Raw genomic sequence first — 18,457 nt, 5'->3', positions numbered from 1 at the left:
TTACACCTTTTCAATGACAACTGCTGTACCGTATGCGACAACTTCCCCCATATTTCCCATATTTCCAGAGTCGTAACGACACATGACCACAGCGTTAGCTCCCATGGCAGTTGCGTTTTTTATCATGCGGTCAAGTGCTTGCTTGCGCGCGTCCTCCAGGAGCACCGTGTATTCCTTGATTTCTCCGCCAACTACTGAACGAAGACCTGCCATGATGTCTCCCCCAATTCCGCGTGCTCGAACGATTAAGCCGAATGTTGTTCCTTTCACTTCAACGACACGATATCCTGGAATGTTTTCTGTTGTTACAACGATCATTCGCTTCTCCTACTTTCTGCTTTTATTTTTAAAGATCACATGCAGCACGATGTCAGCGCTAAAATGACTAATGATCGCAGCTTCTAAACCGTAGCGCCAATATAGGAAGCCAAACAAGATGCCCATGATACCGTTTAGCAACAACGTCCATACAGTGACCACGTTACCTTTTCCGTACGTCAAGTAATTGGATGGGAGATGGGATACCGCGAAAACAATGGCGGCAACAAGGATGCCCAGCCAATAGGAAATTCCCAGCCACCCCATCTTCTGTACCAAAAATACGACAACAGTCATAACCCCTAGACGCATGAGCACTTCTTCGCAGACCCCTCCGTAAAAAGACGAGAGAAAGCCGAAGAACCGTGATGAAATCGGTTCTTTACCCATTAATGTGGTCATGTGTTGTTGAAAGAAAGAACGATCTGCCCATTTTACCAAAAGGCCTACCGCGATACCTGAACCAATCGATATGGTCCAAAACGACCAGATGGAAAAAGGCAGCTCCGCTCTGGACACCCAGTAATCGAGAATCCAGAGTCGAAGACCAGTAGAAGGCATGAGCCACAAGCCTATCGCAGTCGCCAGAGCCAGAAAGACAGAACTCTGCATGATCATAATCGCAACCATGACGGAAATAGGCGGGACTTTGTTAGTAGAATAGATGGCGGCTTGCAACAGTACATGTTGGCGAATCGTGTTGGATTGAATAGGTATCGTGCATAGAGCGCACAGTACACTAACCAACCAGATTAGCCAAAAATGTTCCATTTCTACGCCTCCTCCTTAGATTTCTGATCGCTCCAAAAAGTACCAGCCCATAAAGAAAAACACGATGTTGAGTGTGAAGACACCTGCGAGGCCCGGTAAACCTGTGATGAATGCTTGCGCCAGCGTTGAGTTTTCTTGAATCACCATCATTGCCGCATTTGACAATCCGCCTGGAGACACCATATCCAAAAATTTACCGAGAAATTGTGGAACCGTGAAAATCAGGATATTGAATACAAGTGAGGCCCCACCGGCACCAACAGCATTGTTAAAAAAGCTGGAGGCGCACAGCGTTGTTGTGACGACAAGGAATAGATTCGGTATGTACATCAACGTACCGATCCATACGTGGGTCCAATCAAGTTTTCCGAAAAGGATCTCTGTATAGTAGGCAGTTATCCCCATCCCGATTAGCATGCTTGCCATTGTTAACGTGTAGTAGGTAATGGCTTTGGCGAGATAGTATTTCGCCCGACTGATGGGCTTGACGAATACCATGGATGCTACTCCAGAGGCTTTTTCTCCGGCAATGGACCCCATGACGATAAGGATTAGCACAAACGTGCCGAGTGAGCTAAATTTGCTAATCGCTGTCGAAAGTACTTCAGGAGCCGACGGGGTTGGAATTTTGATGACTGCCCCTTCCGGCAGTCCAGTGGAATTGGCCAAAATATCCGGGAGCATTTTCATCGTAATCGGTTGTGTAATCATTAAAGCAATAAACACAATCGGAATAATGAGTATCTTGTAGGTTTTGACCAATTCATTAAATTCTTTTCTGATCATTGGGTGGGAAGTCATCAGTTATTCACAACCTTTAGGAAAATATCTTCGAGGGTCGATGCGGACAAGCGATAATATGCCAGTGTCCCGCCAGTTTCCAAAAGAATGTGCGGCAGGAGTGCCTTGGCTTTTTCCATGTCATTGATAAGAACTTTGTAAATACCGCCTTCTTGGCTCCATTCCCTGATCCAGGTTAGCCCATTCAATACATCAGTTAAATCGATGTCCTGTTGATCAAGCTTGAACTCAATCAATGGCTCCACATGGTTTGCTCGCAGCTGATCCAAACTCGACGACAGCACCACCGTACCGTCCTTGATGATGACGATGTGGTCGGCGATTCTTTCGATGTCATCCAAAATGTGAGTCGACATGAAGACAGTCATATGTTGCTTCAACTTTTCAATTAGCAATAAGACGTCATATCTACCCATGGGGTCGAGCGCGGAAACGGGCTCGTCCAAAACGAGTAGCTTGGGGTTGTGGATGAGCGCCTGAGCAATACCCAGACGCTGTTTCATCCCTCCGCTGTAACCGCTTATTGGGCGGTTCCTCGCCTCATTGATTCCGCATAACTCCAAGAGTTCATCAGTCCGCTGCGCAATTGTGCGCTTGTCCAATCCATAAAGTCTGCCCACCCAATGCATCCACTCTGTCGCAGTCATGTAGTTATAAAAGGCTGGGATTTGTGGACAATATCCGACTTCACTTGTGACTTTATTACGGTCGGTCACGACGTCGTAGCCTACTACTCTCACTTTTCCTCCGGTCGGTGCAGCCAACCCGGTAAGGATGCGGATGGTCGTCGTTTTCCCGGCACCATTCCCCCCAAGAAAACCGACACAACCGATGCCATCGACGGAAAAGGTTACGTTCTTTAACGCTTTATGGTCTTTGTATTCCTTTGTGAGGCCTTCACATTCAATAACTCGCAAAGAATGTCAACCCTTTCCTCGGTTCTCTTGAGCTAGTCTTTTCTGCCTACAAAGAAATACACGATTGGACCCAAGGTGTTGATAAAGATAATGCCGAGAGCCCACGGCCATTTTTTTCCACCTGCAACTCGGTATGCTTCACGTCGAGCCAAGTCAATTAATGCAATAACTGCTAGGATCAATTGAATAGCAATGATAGGTGCAAGTAGCTGAATGTCAAATGGCATGGATAAAACCTCCAATTTTTATAGTTATTTTAAAGTTTATCACTATTTTGGGTATTTTCCCACCCGCCACCATAATAATGAGGTGACGGATGGGCATTTATTTTTTATTGCAGGGCTTGTTCCGGTAATTTTAGTTGGCCGCTTCTGATAAAGTAATCAAGGACTTTACCGAAAACTTCCTCGTCAATTTCCGGGCAATCAATGTCGTTTTGACGCAGCAAACGAGTCGTTTTATTGCCCACATAGACGACACTTCCTCTGCTTGTGTGGCCGTCTGTGAACAGATTGCCGAGCGGAGCGGCTGAGTTGGCCTCATTGCCTTTTTCTTTCGTATCTTCTTGCACCGCCTCAATCCATTCATCCATGGTGACTCGTTCCAATACAAAACCTCTGTTTTCAATCGCTGAAATCAGGTCTTCGTAATCGGTTGAGTTCGGGTTGAGCAAGTGGAAGTTTTCGCTCAAGCTCTGCTCGGTCATGGAGAGATGAACGATTCCTTTACTTGCAAAATCTACCGGCATCATGTCCAGATCGCCGCTCATGTCAGGAGCTTTGCCCAAATCTATAATCCCTGCTGCAATTCTCCACATCAGGTCGTCCTTCTGGCATGCTCCTGTTTCGCTGTCCCCAGTCATCCGTCCGCAACGGTATATCGCCGCTGGAATGCCGCGTTCGCGTGCGAGGTTGACGAGATGCTCGGCTACCCACTTGCTCTGTGTATAACCGGAAGTGAGGACGCGACTGTTCTCTGGCATGTCCTCTTCGCGGAAGGCCATGGATTCTTCCGTTTCTTCGGATGCAAACGTGAAAATCGTGGAGACGAAATGCACAGGCTTGGTCTTTTTGGCTACAGCAAGGCGGAGGATTTCCTCTGTCCCTTTTACGTTTGCTTTCTTCAAGGCTGCGTACGGATAGACAAAGTTAACGAGAGCACCGTTGTGGTAGAGCACATCCACTTTTTCAGCCAGCGCAGAGAACTGATCTTCGGACAGATTCAGACGTGGCTTTGCCAAATCACCGATTACAGGGATGATCCGATGCGCCTGCTCCTCATTCCATAACTCGTATAGCTCTAATGTTTTGCGGAGTCGGGCCATTCCTTCCTCTTCGTCAGAAGCTCGAACCAGGCAGTAAATGTCAGCGTCAGTCATTTGTAGCAGGTCACGCAACAAGAAAGCACCAAGGAAACCAGTGGCTCCTGTCAATAATGCCGCTTGGAAATGGCTTGGATCACCGACGTACGGCTGTTCAGCCTGAATCGCTGGATCGAGTACGATTTCATCCTTGAGATCCTTTGCGTCGATGTCATGGGAAACAGCAGAAAGACCGTGTTTGAGAATTTCCTCGATGGTCTTGGCCATACCTGCAATGGTCGGGGTCTCGAACAGGATTCGTAGCGGTACCTCAAGCTGTAGCTCTTCGCGAACCTTGAAGATAAGCTGAGTGGCGAGCAATGAGTGACCGCCAATCTCGAAGAAGTTGTCGTGTACTCCGATTTTGTCCATTTCCAGTACGGAGGCCCAGTGCGTATGCAACATAATCTCGACTGGCGTTTGCGGCGCTTGGTATTCGACGCCTGATTCCGAGCGGTCGTATTCCGGCTTCGGTAGCGCTTTGCGATCCAGTTTACCGTTTGGCGTCTTCGGTAAGCTCTCCATGATCATAAAGTGTTGCGGGATCATATAGGCTGGAAGCTTGTCAGTCAGGAAGTGGTTCAGGTCATGAGACGAACTTGTGTGATTCTCTTCGAACACGATGTACGCTACTAGACGTTTGTCCCCTTCTCTGTCTTCACGAGCGACTAGCACGACTTCCTTGACTTCAGGGTGGCGTCTCAAAACAGATTCGATTTCGCCCAACTCGATACGATAGCCGCGGATTTTGACCTGGTAATCTACCCGGCCCATAAACTGAAGATTCCCATCTGGCAAGTAGCGTACGAGATCTCCAGTCCGGTACATCCTCTCTCCTGGCCCACGGAACGGATTCTGCACAAAGCGTTCCATGGTCAGATCGGGGCGGTGGAGATAGCCACGTGCTAAGCCTGATCCACTGAGGTACAATTCTCCCGGTACCCCTACTGGAACTGGTTTGCGATGACTGTCTAATACAAATACTTGCGTATTGAACTGCGGTCGTCCGATCAGTGGTTCGCTGATGGCTCCTCTTTTCACGATGGAGTGTGTAGAGTAAACGGTGTCCTCTGTCGGTCCGTAGAGATTAAAGACTTTTTCTACGTGTTCGAAGGCGTACAATTCCTGTGCCAGCTTGTTAGAAAGTGGCTCACCGCAAAGGTTGATGACACGAACCGACGCCGGAATCCCTTTCATACGTACCAGCTCCATCGCCGCTGACGGTACGGTATTGATCAATGTCACCTGGTTGGCTGCTGGCAAGGCTGGCAACTGTAATGCATTTTCAGCCATGATAACTTTGCCACCCATGGTGAGTGTTGCGAACATTTCGTAGACAGACAAGTCAAAGCAGATTGACGTAGAGAACAGTACGCCGCTCATCTCCTCTGGTGTGAATGTGTCGTGTGCCCACGATAGGAAGTAGCTGACACTGCGATGTTCGAGTGCTACACCTTTTGGATTGCCTGTAGAACCTGACGTGTAGATGACATAGATCAAATTGTCGGAAGTCCCAAGCTTGGTCGGGTTTTCCTCGCTTTCGTCGGCAACTGCTTCCCAATCATTGTCCAGGCAGATCACTTTGGCGTTGTGCTCAGGTAGAGTTGGGAGCAGATTTTCTTGCGTTAATAGGACGGGAACCTGTGAGTGCTCGATGATGTAGGCAATGCGGTCTGCTGGATAGCTTGGGTCGATTGGCACATAGGCCCCGCCCGCTTTCATAATGGCCAAAAGTCCAATCATCATCTCGGTTGTCCGCTGAGCGCAAACACCGACGAGCACTTCGGGTCCCACGCCTTGCTTGCGTAAATAATGAGCCAGCTTGTTTGCTTGTCTGTTCAATTCCCTGTAGGTAGTCGTTTGATCTCCTACAATGAGAGCGATGTTGTCCGGGGCTTTCGCCACCATGTCCTCAATCATCTCATACACGCATTTTTCTTTCGGGTATGGCGCTTCTGTACGATTCCATTCGGTAACGAGTCGTTGTTCCTCTTCCTCACGCATGAGCGGTAGCAAGGTGATTGACTGATCCGGGTTGGCAATGATTTCTTCCAAAAGCTTGTGGAAATGATCAACCATTCGAACGATCGTACTGTGATCAAACAACGCCTTGTTGTACTCCAAGGTAGCAATGAGACCGGCTGATGTCTCCAACATGGTCACCGTCAAATCGAACTTCGAGGTAACGGCCTCTGCACCGACGTCAAAGCTGCTTATCTGAATATCATCAACAGGATCTACCTGCATCGGGATGTTTTGCAGAATAAACATCACCTGGAATAGCGGCGAGTAGCTCATGCTACGCTCGAGCTGCAGCTCATCTAACAGTTTTTCAAACGGAACGTCTTGGTTCGCATATGCCCCCAGAGCTGTCTCACGAACGCGTGCAAGCAATTCGCGGAAACTTGGCTGACCTGACATATCTGTGCGTAAAACGAGTGTATTGATGAAGTAACCGATCAATTGCTCCGTCTCTTGTTTGTTACGTCCCGCAATCGGAGTTCCGACGAGAATATCCTCTTGGTTCGTATAGCGGTACAACAGCGTTTGGAAGGCTGCAACCAATGTCATGAAAAGTGTAGCCGTTTCTTTTCCGCTCAGATTACGCAATTCTTCCAAGAGGTCGGCTCCAAACTGAACGGAGAGCTTTTCTCCTTCGTATGTCTGTACAGGTGGGCGCGGTCGATCAGTTGGCAGTTGCAGTAATGGTTCGCTGCCCTTGAGTTTTTCTCTCCAATACTCGAGCTGTCCATCAAGAACCTCTCCACGTAGCCATTCACGCTGCCAGACGGCAAAATCTGCATATTGGATCGGCAATTCCGTAAATGGCGATGCCTCTCCTTGACTAAACGCTTTGTAATTGGTCATTAATTCGCTCATCAAAATTCCCATCGACCAACCGTCTGCAGCAATGTGGTGCATCACGAAAAGGAACACAAAGTCGTTTTCGTCGAGCTGAACCAGATTGGCTCGGAGCAACTGACCTTTGGACAGGTCAAATGGCTCGAGTGTGGCCTCTTCAGCTAGGCGTTTGACTTCTGCTTCCCGTTTCGCAGGGTCCAAAGCCCGCAGATCGGTTTGGTTCATAACCCAGTCGTCCTCTGGGTGAATTACTTGAACAGGACGTCCGTCACGAACCTCAAAGCGAGTACGCAAGCTCTCATGACGCTGTATGATAGCTTTCAAGCTTTCTTCCCAAGCGGATATGCTGAGGTCTCCCTGAATCCGTAGGAACGATGGAATATTGTTGACTGAGCTTCCTTGCGTGAACTGCTCCAGGAACCACAAACGCTGCTGGGTAAATGACAATGGGAGCGGTTCTTTGCGAGATACTTTTACAATCGGTGGAGCCATCTTGATGGATGTTTGCTTGGTCAGCATAACGAGCTGTTCACTAAGCCCTTCGACTGTTGGGTACTCAAACAACGTACGAATTTGCAATTCTACCCCAAAGATTTCCCGCAAGCGAGAAACGGTCTGTGTTGCGAGCAGGGAGTGTCCACCTAATTCGAAAAAGTTGTCATGGACGCCAACTTTCTCGACGGAAAGAATTTCAGAAAAGACGTTGGTGACCATTTCTTCCACGGGGGTACGTGGAGCGACATATACGGCTGTTAGCTGGCCCCAATCTGGCGCAGGTAATGCTTTGCGGTCTATTTTTCCGTTGACCGTCAGTCGAATTTCCGGAAGCCACATGAAATAGGACGGGATCATGTACTCGGGAAGTTTCTCTTTGAGCCAGAGCTTGATTTCGTCTATCGACGTCTCCTGCTCCAAAGCATTAGTCAAATAGGCTACCAATCGTTTGTCACCAGGTCTTGCTTCTCGCGCAATAACGACTGCTTCTTTGATTGCTTCATGCTGTCTCAATGCCTCTGCAATTTCGCCTAACTCGATACGGAATCCGCGGATTTTCACCTGATCGTCGACACGACCGATGTAATCCACGTTGCCATCTGGCAGATAACGAACGAGGTCGCCTGTTCGATAGAGTCGTTCTCCCGGTTGACCGAATGGATTCGGGATAAAACGCTCTGCTGTAAGCTCTGGACGATTCCAATAACCACGCGAAAGACTCTCGCCACCAATGTACAGTTCGCCCGGAACACCGATAGGGACTGGTTGTAGATTTCGATCTAACACGTACAGCTTGGTATTCGGGAATGGACGCCCAATCGTTGGGGCTTGGTCAGCATCCGTTAATCGAGCGATGACCGTACCAACTGTTGCTTCCGTCGGTCCGTAGCAGTTATAAAATTTTCGTCCTTTTGCATAGTGGGCAACCAGTTCACGGCTGCATGCGTCTCCTCCGACCTCAAGGCAGACCAGATCCGGGTACTCTTCAACAGGTAGTGACGCGAGTACCGAAGATGCCATCGATACCTTGGTGATGCGACGTTCACGAAGGGTGCGAACGAGGTCTGGTCCTGGTAACAGAGACTCACGATCTTCGATGACTAACGTTCCTCCAGAGAGCAGCGCCTGAAGAATCTCGGAAATGGAAACGTCGAAGCCAAATGACGTAAATTGCAGGACACGGCTGGATTCGTTTATTTCGAAGTAATTCAGGTAAGCCTGCACCATATTCATCACACTTCGATGCTCAACGGCTACCCCTTTCGGCAATCCCGTGGTGCCAGATGTGTAGATAACATAGGCAAGATTGGTTGATACGACATCGCTTTGTGCGTTTTCTACGGACATCTGCTCGTAGAACAGTCCTTCATCCAGGCAGATGACGTTCGCTTTCGTTTTTGTGAATGGCTCTGCAAGTTTCGCTTGTGTCAGGACGACAGTTGCTTGTGAATCTTCCAGGATGAAAGCCATTCTTTCTTCGGGATGAGCTGGATCAACCGGCACATAAGCTGCTCCCGCTTTTAATACACCAAGAATGCCAATGATCATTTCCATGGAGCGCTCCACGCAGATCGCAACAGTCGTATCAGGCTGCACGCCTTGAGCGAGAAGCAGATGTGCTAACTGGTTGGCTCTTTGGTTCAGATCCGCATAAGTCATGGCTTGTTGTTTATACTCAAGTGCAATATTTTCAGGAGTTTTCGCGACTTGTTGTTCAAATGCCTGATGAATGCAAAGTTCGCGTGGATACTCTTTCTCCGTGCGATTCCAATCGATGAGTACCTGCTCGCGCTCGACATCGTCTATCAATGTCATGTCACCGAGATGTATCTCCGGAGACTTGCTCATAGTGACCAAGAGCTGGGTAATTTGGTTCAAGACCCGGTCGATCATCGCGTCATCAAAACGGTTTTGCTCATACTTGAGTTTGATGGCCACTTGCTTGCCTGGTGCTGCCACCAAGGTAAGAGGATAATTCGTCTGTTCGACTGCTGCTACGTCGTGAATTTCCAAAGAAACACTGGACGAAGCTGAACTGGACTCTTCTGTTTCTTGCCCTGTTGCTTGTACAGCCGGATAATTCTCAAATACGAGTATCGATTCAAACAAGGCAGATCCACGCGGCAGTTCGCTCCATCCTTGAATGTCGAACAGCGGAGTGTATTCATATTGGCGTATCTCCAACTGTCTGTGCTGCAAGTCTCTCAGCCACTCTAGCACGGTCGCGTTCGTCTGCAAGGATATCCGGACAGGTAAGGTATTAATGAAGGAACCTACGATCGTCTCAACATTGGAGAGGTCTGCCGGTCGACCTGAACCTGTCGCACCAAAAATGACTTCCTCTTCCCCGCTGTAGCTTCCGAGAATCCAGCCCCACGCCGCTTGTACCAAAGTATTGAGCGTTAACTGGTGTTCGCGTACGAATTTTTGCAAGTGCTCGCTCGTTTCTTCTGATAGAAGGACGCTCTTCTCTTCGTATTGCTTCGGTCCCGCAGTGACTACTGCTTTGCTCATACCCAAGCTGGTTGGTTCGTGGAAGCCTTTTAGTTGGTTTACCCAGAAGCGTTTGGCCTCCTGCATATCCTGACGTTTCAACCAAGCAATGTACTGGGAAAACGGCTGAGGATGTCCAAGCTTAACCTCTTGGCCTTCGCTGATCGATGCATAATAGGCAAACAGTTCGTTCAGTACCAAAGGAACACTCCAACCATCAAGGAGAACGTGATGGAAGCTCCATACGAAGCGATAGCTATCTTCTCCTGTTCGGAAGACAACCCATCGTGACAAAGGTACATGTGTAATATCGAAGCTTCGTCTACGGTCTTCCTCCAGAAAGGCGGTAAACATCTCATCCTGTACATCCGTATGCAGATGACGCCAATCTTCCTGACAAAGAGATACGTTTACCTCTTTGCGGACAATTTGGTGTGCTTGATTCAAACCATCCCAGACAAAGTGAGTTCTTAGAATGCTATGACGGTCCATCACTTTTTGCCATGCTTGCTCGAATACCGGCACATTCAGGTTCTTGAAATCAATCGCAAATTGGACGACGTAATCCCCGCTGTCACTCGCATACAGGGAGTGGAACAGCATCCCCTGCTGGAGCGGAGAAAGTGTATAGACATCCTCGATATATCGGTCAGAACCGATGTGTTTGTCGATGCTCTTCTGATCCAATTCAGCCAGCGGAAAATCAGATGGGGAGTAACCGCCAGCTTCCTCTGTCGCGCAATGGGCAATAATCTCACGAAGCGCATCCATAAAATCCTTCGCGACTGCTGTTATCGTACTCTCCAGATGAATCTTCTCACTGTATCGCCACGTCACATGCAGTTGTTCTCCTGCAACGACACTATTTACGTCGATCAAATGGTGTCGCCCGGCGTCCGGGCTAAGGTTGGAACCGCTGGACTCAGGTGCCCAGCCAAATAAGGAGTCGCCATCGACAATCTGATCGATTTTGCCCATATAGTTGAACAGCACTTGTGCTTGAATGCGGGAAATTTCATCGACAATATGCTGATCCGCATGGAGGTAACGAAGAACGCCATAACCAAGCCCTTTGTTCGGGATCGCACGCAGTTCTTCTTTGGTCGTCAAAAGTGCTTTTCCTACGGAGAATGTTTCGTCCCATTGAAGGTGCACTGGATACATGCTGGTGAACCAGCCGATCGTACGGGACAGATCAATTCTCTCTGACAATTCTTCACGACCATGCCCTTCTACGTTTACGAAGACAGATCGATTACCCGTCCATCGAGTAAGCGACTTTGCCAAAGCGGTTAGCAGGACGTCATTGATCTGGGTGCGGTATGCCTGCGGTACGTTTTGCAGTAGTGCTTTGGTTTCTTCGCTGGTTAATGTAGCGCTGACGGACTTTGTCGTTGCTTCTGTATTCTCCCCTTCATCTGTCATATCCACAGGTAGTTGTGCTGAATCGACGGAGGATTTGCTCATCCAGTACTTTGTTTCGTTTTCCAAAGCATCTGAATTCGCATAGCGCTCCAGTTCTTCCGCCCATTCTTTGTAGGAGGTCGTTTTCGCTGGTAGTTTCACCGCTTGCCCTGCGACAATTTGTTGGTAGGCGTTTTGCAAGTCCTCGAGAATGATGCGCCACGATACCCCGTCAATGACCAAGTGATGTGCGACAATCAACAGACGATTAGGTTGGTCTTGACCCAAATCAAAATAAATGGACTGAACCACATGTCCTTCAAACAAATTCAGACTTGCCTGCGTCTCATCTGCAATCTTTTCGATGGCCTTGCATTGCTCATCTGGTGTAAGGTGGGACAGATCTTCCATCCGGAATGGAATCGTATCACTAGGCGCTTCCATCTCTTGCTTCCAGCCAAACTCTGTCTGTATATAACGCATACGTAAAGCATCGTGCTGATTGAGTAAATGCCCTACCGCTTGTTTCAGTGCTTCCTGATCAATACCTGGCTGGATGGAGAGCAGTACGGATTGATTCCAGTGATGTCTGTTCTTCAGCGGAAGCTGGAAGAACCACTTCTGAATCGGCAAGAGCGGCAATTCGCCGATAATCGGACCTTGTTCAGCAAGGATCGCTTCTTTTTCCTCAACGACCTCTGCTAATTCAGCGATGGTTTGGTACTCGAATAATTGCTTCGGAGTGAGCCTTAGACCTGATTGATTGGCACGTGACACGATCTGGATACTGAGAATCGAATCACCGCCCAGCTCGAAGAAATTATCGTGTATGCCAATTTGGTCAATACCGAGCACATCTTTCCATATCGCGGCAAGCTGTTGCTCCTTTTGCGTTGTTGGGGAGACAAATTTTCCTTCCAGCTCAGGACGATTGAAGTCAGGTGCAGGCAAATTTTTACGGTCTACCTTTCCGTTTGGTGTGAGCGGCAGATATCCTAACGGGATGAAAAATGCAGGAACCATGTAATCAGGCAGTACTTCCTTTAGCGCTTTGCGGATGTCACTTGTGGTAATCTCCGTGTCCTCTTCTACAACCAGGTACGCAGCAAGACGCTTCGTCCCTTGATGGTCCGTGCAAACAGTGACCACTGCTTCTTTTACCGCAGGGTGAGCGAGAATGGCTGTTTCTACTTCCCCCAGTTCAACGCGGAATCCGCGAATACTCGTCTGATCATCTGCACGACCGATGAACTCAATGTTGCCGTCCTCCAGGTAGCGCACCAGATCCCCTGTACGGTAGAGACGTGCTCCTTCTCTTTCACTAAAAGGATGAGTGACAAAGCGCTCTTGTGTCAGTTCGGGACGATTCAGGTAGCCGCGGGCCAAGGAACTTCCACCAATGTATAGCTCACCCGTGACACCTACGGGTACAGGCTGCATACGCGCATCGAGAATATAGACTTGCACGTTGTCAATCGGACGTCCAATGGATGGTGCAATGCTTTGTCCTGTCGCTACCGGAACGATACCAGCTGTTGCAACGACTGCGTTTTCGGTTGGACCGTATTGGTTCACCAGGATAAACGGCAGGTTCGAACTCGGATAGTGATGGAGCTTGTCTCCTCCTGTCAGCATGTAACGAAGCTTGGTATGGCTCGGCCAATCCAGCGCCAACAAGCTCTCTGTTAAAGGCGTCGGCAAAAAGCTGATGGTGATCTCAGAATGGATGAGCCAATCACGCAGTTTTTCCGGTATGAGACGGATTTCCTCTTCTGGTAAATAAAGCGTGGCTCCTTTTGTTAAATAAGGCCAAATTTCCCAAACAGATGCGTCAAATGCCGTCCCGGAGATCTGTGATGCGCGATCTTCAGACGTGACATGATATACGCGTTGATGCCAGGAAATTAAATTGAGAAGAGCCGCGTGCTCGATCTCAACCCCTTTTGGCGTGCCTGTCGAACCAGATGTGTAGATGACGTAAGCAAGCTGGTTCGTCGTAGTCAAGTTCATTGGAGTCATCGTACTTTCCTGAGCGATCGACTCCCAGTCTGTGTCCAGGCAAATCAATTGGCTCGTACCCGCAGGGAGTTTTTCTGCGAGGCTGGCTTGTGTAAGCACAATCGACATACCTGCATCCTGCATCATGAAGGCGAGACGATCCTTGGGATACGCGGGGTCCATTGGTACGTAGGCACCGCCAGCTTTCATGATAGCCAATTGACCGATCAGCATCTCAATCGAGCGCTCAACGCAGATCCCTACCAGATTTTCCTGACCGATTCCCTGTTTTTGCAGATAATGCGCGAGTTGATTCGCTTTGGCATTCAGTTCCGCATACGTAATGGATTGGTCCCGTGTGAAAACAGCCAGCTGGTTGGGCATTTCATGAGCGACCTGATCCACCAGTTCATGTACGCAATGATCCTTGGAGTAGGCCATTGCGGTGTTGTTCCATTCTGTTACGACCTGCTGCTGCTCCGTTTCTCCCATCAGTTGTGTAGCGGTGATCGCCTGGTTTGTGTTGGCAGCAACGGCCTTGAGCAGCTGAGTAAAGTGTTCGATCATTCGTTCTACTGTGTTCTGGTTAAATAGAGATGTGTTGTACTCGAATGTAGCGGACAGACCTTCTGCCGTCTCTGCCATCGTCAAGGTGAGATCAAACTTGGTTGTTTCTACCTGTTGATTCCCTTTTGGTGGCAAAATGCGAATCCCGTCAAGCGCTTCTACCTGAACTGGAATATTTTGCAGAACGAACATCACTTGGAACAAAGGCGAGTAACTGAGACTGCGCTCTAATTGCAGCTCGTCTACAAGCTTTTCAAAGGGTAGATCTTGATGGGAATAGGCTCCCAAGGCTGTTTCCCGTACACGGCTAAGTACCTCTCTGAAGCTAGGCTCGCCTGACAAATCTGTTCGCATCGCCAATGTGTTGATGAAAAATCCAATTAATCCTTCTGTCTCTTGGTGACTGCGTCCTGCTACAGGAGTACCGACGAGAATGTCGTCTTGTCCTGTATATCGATACAGAAATACTTGGAATGCGGCGAGCAACGTCATAAACAACGTCGTACCTTCGCGCTTGCTCAAAGAATGCAGATTCGTCATCAATTCTTTGTCATACATCAGTGTGATGCTGCTTCCTTCATAGGACTGAACAGCAGGACGGGGACGATCTGTCGGCAATACGAGAAGCGGTTCTGCTCCACCCAGCTTTGCACGCCAGTAGGACAGTTGTTTTTCCAATACATCTCCTGTAAGCCATTCGCGCTGCCATGCCGCATAATCTGCGTATTGTATAGGCAGGTTGGTAAGTTGCGGTACTTCTGATTTGCTAAATGCCTGATAGCAGGTAAATAATTCGCTGAGCAAAACACCCGCTGACCAACCATCGGCGATGATGTGGTGTACATTCAGCAGGAAGATGAAATCCTGCTCTCCTGTTTGAATAATCGTCGCACGCATGAGCGGTCCTGTGACGAGGTCAAACGGCTTGTTCGCATCTTCTTTGGTCAAGCGTTGTCCTTCGTCATCTCGTCTATCATCTGGCAGCTCGCGTATATCCATTTTGTTCAGTTTCCAATCCATCTCTGGATGAATCACCGCAACGGCTTCCCCGTTGATGTCGGAGAACGTTGTACGCAAGCTCTCGTGACGGCAGATAATCATCTGCAAACTTTGCTCGAGCGCTTCAATGTTTAGCTCTCCTTGCAAACGAACGGCAGTTGGAATGTTGTAGAGCGAACTGTTTGGCATCAAGCGGTCAAAGAACCATAAGCGCTGCTGTGCAAACGAAAGCGGCAAATGTCGATCACGTGAAACGGGTACGAGCGGAATACTAGAGAGTCCAGATTTGTCCTCGTTCATGGATACAATCCATTCACTGAGTCGGTTGACTGTCGAATATTCAAATAAAGCACGGAGCGGTAAATCTACGTTAAACGCTTCTTTTAAGCGAGAGATGGTTTGCGTAGCCAAAAGAGAATGGCCACCAAGCTCAAAGAAATCGTCGTAGCTACCGACTCGTTCTACCGAGAGAACCTGCGACCAGATGTTGGCCACTAGCTCCTCTGTAGGAGTACGGGGGGCAACGTAATTACGCTGCGTGGAAAGTTGTCCCCAATCTGGTACCGGTAGTGCCCGTCGGTCTACTTTTCCATTAACCGTAAGCGGAATCGTCTCCAGCCATACAAAGCCTGCTGGTATCATGTATTCAGGCAACGATTCTTTCAGGAAAAGAACGAGCTCCTCCGCGGTTGGCATGTCTCCCGTTGCTACCAGATAAGCAGCCAAGCGTTTGCCCCCCGCTTTTTCTTCCCGGACGATGACCACAGCTTCATGGACGGCAGGATGCTGTCTGAGCGAATTTTCAATCTCACCCAATTCAATGCGGTAACCGCGAATTTTGACTTGATCATCCATACGTCCAAGAAATTCGAGGTTGCCGTCCTCCAGATAGCGAACCAGGTCGCCCGTCCGATAGAGTAGCTCTCCTTCTTTGCCGAACGGATGCTTGATAAAGCGCTCTGCTGTTTGTTCTGGACGATTCCAGTAGCCGCGAGCCAAGCCTTTTCCTCCGATATACAGTTCACCTGGTACCCCGATAGGCACAGGCTGCCTATTTGCATCCAAAACGTACAGCGTCGCGTTGGCAATTGGCCGACCGATAGGCGGATTGCTCATTCCAGCCTCGCAACGCATCATAGTGGAGCATACGGTTGCTTCCGTTGGACCGTAGCAGTTGAAGAACTGCCGATTCGCTGCATAGCGTGCCACAAGTTCTCGGCTCGGAGCTTCTCCGCCTACAATCAAGGTTCGTAGATCAGGCAGGTGAGCTTCAGGCAATGCTGCCAGTACCGAAGAAACCATGGACACGGTGGTAATGCGTTGTTCTTGCAAAACTTGGATCAATTCAGGGCCTGGCAAAAGGGACTCTCGATCCTCGATGACTAGCGTCGCACCAGCGAGTAAGGCCATCACAATCTCAGACACCGATACGTCGAAGCTAAACGAGGTAAATTGCAGAACGCGACTGGCTGGCTGAATATCAAACGCATCGATCAAGGCATGGGCCATGTTTATCACATTGTGGTGCTCTACCATTACCCCTTTTGGCTGCCCAGTTGAACCAGACGTATAAATGACGTAGGCAAGATTATGTTCTGTGACCTTGCAAGCAATGTTGGCACCAGGTTCATTCGTTAACGGATTGCTGGCTAAACAAATGACATTCGCCTGTGTTGCTGGCAAGATGTCCATGAGAGACTGCTGGGTCAGCAACACATTTGTTTGAGAATCCTCGATCATATAGGCGATGCGTTCTTGCGGGTAAGCCGGGTCAATCGGTACGTAGGCAGCTCCCGATTTTAAAATGCCGAGTATGCCGATGATCATCTCAGGGGAACGATGCACGCATATGCCGACGAGTGTATCCGGTTTTACCCCTTTGCTTACGAGCTGATGGGCCAGTTGGTTTGCCCGCTCGTTTAGTTCCTTGTAGGTGAGCTCCACGTTTTTATAGGTAACGGCAATCGCATCTGGTGATTTTTCCACTTGTTGTTCAAACGCCTGATGAACGCACAGGCCGCTCGGATATTCCACCGTTGTCTGGTTCCACTGAACGAGAACCTGTTCACGTTCGTTTTCGCTGATCATCGAAAGATCGGCTATCCGTTGCTTGGCGTTTGTGGCGATAGAGATCAGGAGTGAATGAAGCTGATCGAGAACTCGCTCTATAGATGATTGCTCAAACTGGCTTTCATCAAATTTGACCTTGATGTCGATTGTTTTGCCTGACGCCGCAACCAAGGTAAATGGATAATTGGTTTGCTCCTCGGAATGTACACCTATGATCGAAAGCTCACTCTCTCCACTACCGCCGCTAGCATTACCGACAGGGGTATTTTCAAAGACGAGAATGCTCTCAAACAGAGATTGTCCACGTGGCAAATCGCTCCAGCCCTGAATTTCCACGAGTGGGGTATATTCGTACTGGCGGAAGTCGGCTTGCTGTTGTTGCAGAGATTTGAGCCAATTGATTACGCTCTCCTCCGCTCTTACCTGCACGCGGACAGGAAGTGTATTAATAAACAGACCAATCATTGTCTCGACCCCAGGCAAATCGGCAGGACGTCCGGATACTGTGGCGCCGAAAATAATGTCGTCCTGCCCACTGTAGCGATTCAACAGCAGTGCCCATGCGCCTTGCACAATCGTGTTGACCGTCAGGCGATGTTGACGAGCCAATGTCTGTAATGATTTGGAGATTGCCTCGGAAACGGTCAGATCTAGCTCCCGATAATTTTTCTGGTCAAGGTACGGATTTTTATACGCTCGACCGAATGAAAGTGGCGTGGTTTCCGTGAAGCCTTGTAGATACGTGCGCCAAAACGCCTCCGCTTGCTTCAAGTCCTGCTTTTTCAGCCAGACGATGTAGTCACGGTAAGATTTAACCGGAGGAAGTTGTACAGGCTGCCCTTTGCACAGCATGTTGTACGCCGCAAACACTTCCCCGAAGACGAGCGGCATACTCCATCCGTCTATTAGCACGTGGTGCAAAGTCCACGAAAAATGAAAGGTATTACTACTCAACCGGAACAGATTTAATCTCATCAACGGCGCTTCTTCGATATTGAAACCACGTTTGCGATCATCTTTGGCAAAGGTATGAAGAAACGATTCTTGCTCGGAGGAGGAAAGATGAATAATGTCATGTTCCACCAGGGAAACCTTCAGCTCTTTTAAGACAACCTGGACGTATTCTTTTACTTTACCGCCAATAAACCTGGTGCGAAAAATAGCATGTCTGTCTACGAGGCATTGCCATGCCTGTTCGAATAACGGAATGTTCAAGGGACCTTGCAGCTTCAACCCCATCTGTACGATATAGGCTCCGGACTCTGGTTCCAACAAGCTGTGGAAAATGAGACCTTGCTGCAAAGGAGTAACGGGATAATACGTTTCAATGTTATTCATCTTCTCCTGCCCACTCCCATAAAAAATTTGCCATAGAGGCGCCGTGGTTGACGCCTCTATGCAG

General features: G+C 48.9%; 6 protein-coding genes. All 6 read right to left on the bottom strand.

Features of this window, described 5'->3' with window-relative positions; all coding sequences use genetic code 11:
- Window positions 1-318 carry a heavy metal-binding domain-containing protein gene (locus tag HP567_RS18045; RefSeq protein ID WP_015891250.1) on the bottom strand — a complete coding sequence of 106 codons (318 nt, stop codon included), beginning with the start codon at window positions 316-318 and terminating at the stop codon, window positions 1-3.
- 9 nt (window positions 319-327) lie between these two features.
- Window positions 328-1,089: a CPBP family intramembrane glutamic endopeptidase gene (locus HP567_RS18040; protein WP_173607646.1), complete on the bottom strand. Its 762-nt coding sequence runs from the start codon at window positions 1,087-1,089 to the stop codon at window positions 328-330.
- A 15-nt stretch (window positions 1,090-1,104) separates the two neighbouring features.
- Window positions 1,105-1,890, bottom strand: coding sequence for an ABC transporter permease (locus tag HP567_RS18035; RefSeq protein ID WP_173607645.1), 786 nt, complete (start codon window positions 1,888-1,890; stop codon window positions 1,105-1,107).
- Complete coding sequence (locus HP567_RS18030) at window positions 1,890-2,807, bottom strand: ABC transporter ATP-binding protein (protein WP_173607644.1); 918 nt, start codon at window positions 2,805-2,807, stop codon at window positions 1,890-1,892. Before HP567_RS18030 ends, HP567_RS18035 begins: the two co-directional genes overlap by 1 nt.
- Before the next feature lie 32 nt (window positions 2,808-2,839).
- Window positions 2,840-3,034: a PLD nuclease N-terminal domain-containing protein gene (locus HP567_RS18025; protein ID WP_007729128.1), complete on the bottom strand. Its 195-nt coding sequence runs from the start codon at window positions 3,032-3,034 to the stop codon at window positions 2,840-2,842.
- Between the two features lie 104 nt (window positions 3,035-3,138).
- Entirely contained in the window at window positions 3,139-18,393 is a 15,255-nt protein-coding gene (lgrD, locus tag HP567_RS29860; protein WP_173607643.1) for a linear gramicidin non-ribosomal peptide synthetase LgrD, read from the bottom strand.
- Window positions 18,394-18,457 lie beyond the last annotated feature (64 nt).

This window comes from Brevibacillus sp. M2.1A (genome assembly GCF_013284355.2).
GTDB lineage: Bacteria > Bacillota > Bacilli > Brevibacillales > Brevibacillaceae > Brevibacillus.
The sequence above is the reverse complement of the archived record's forward strand: the minus strand, read 5'-3'. Positions and strand labels throughout refer to the sequence as shown.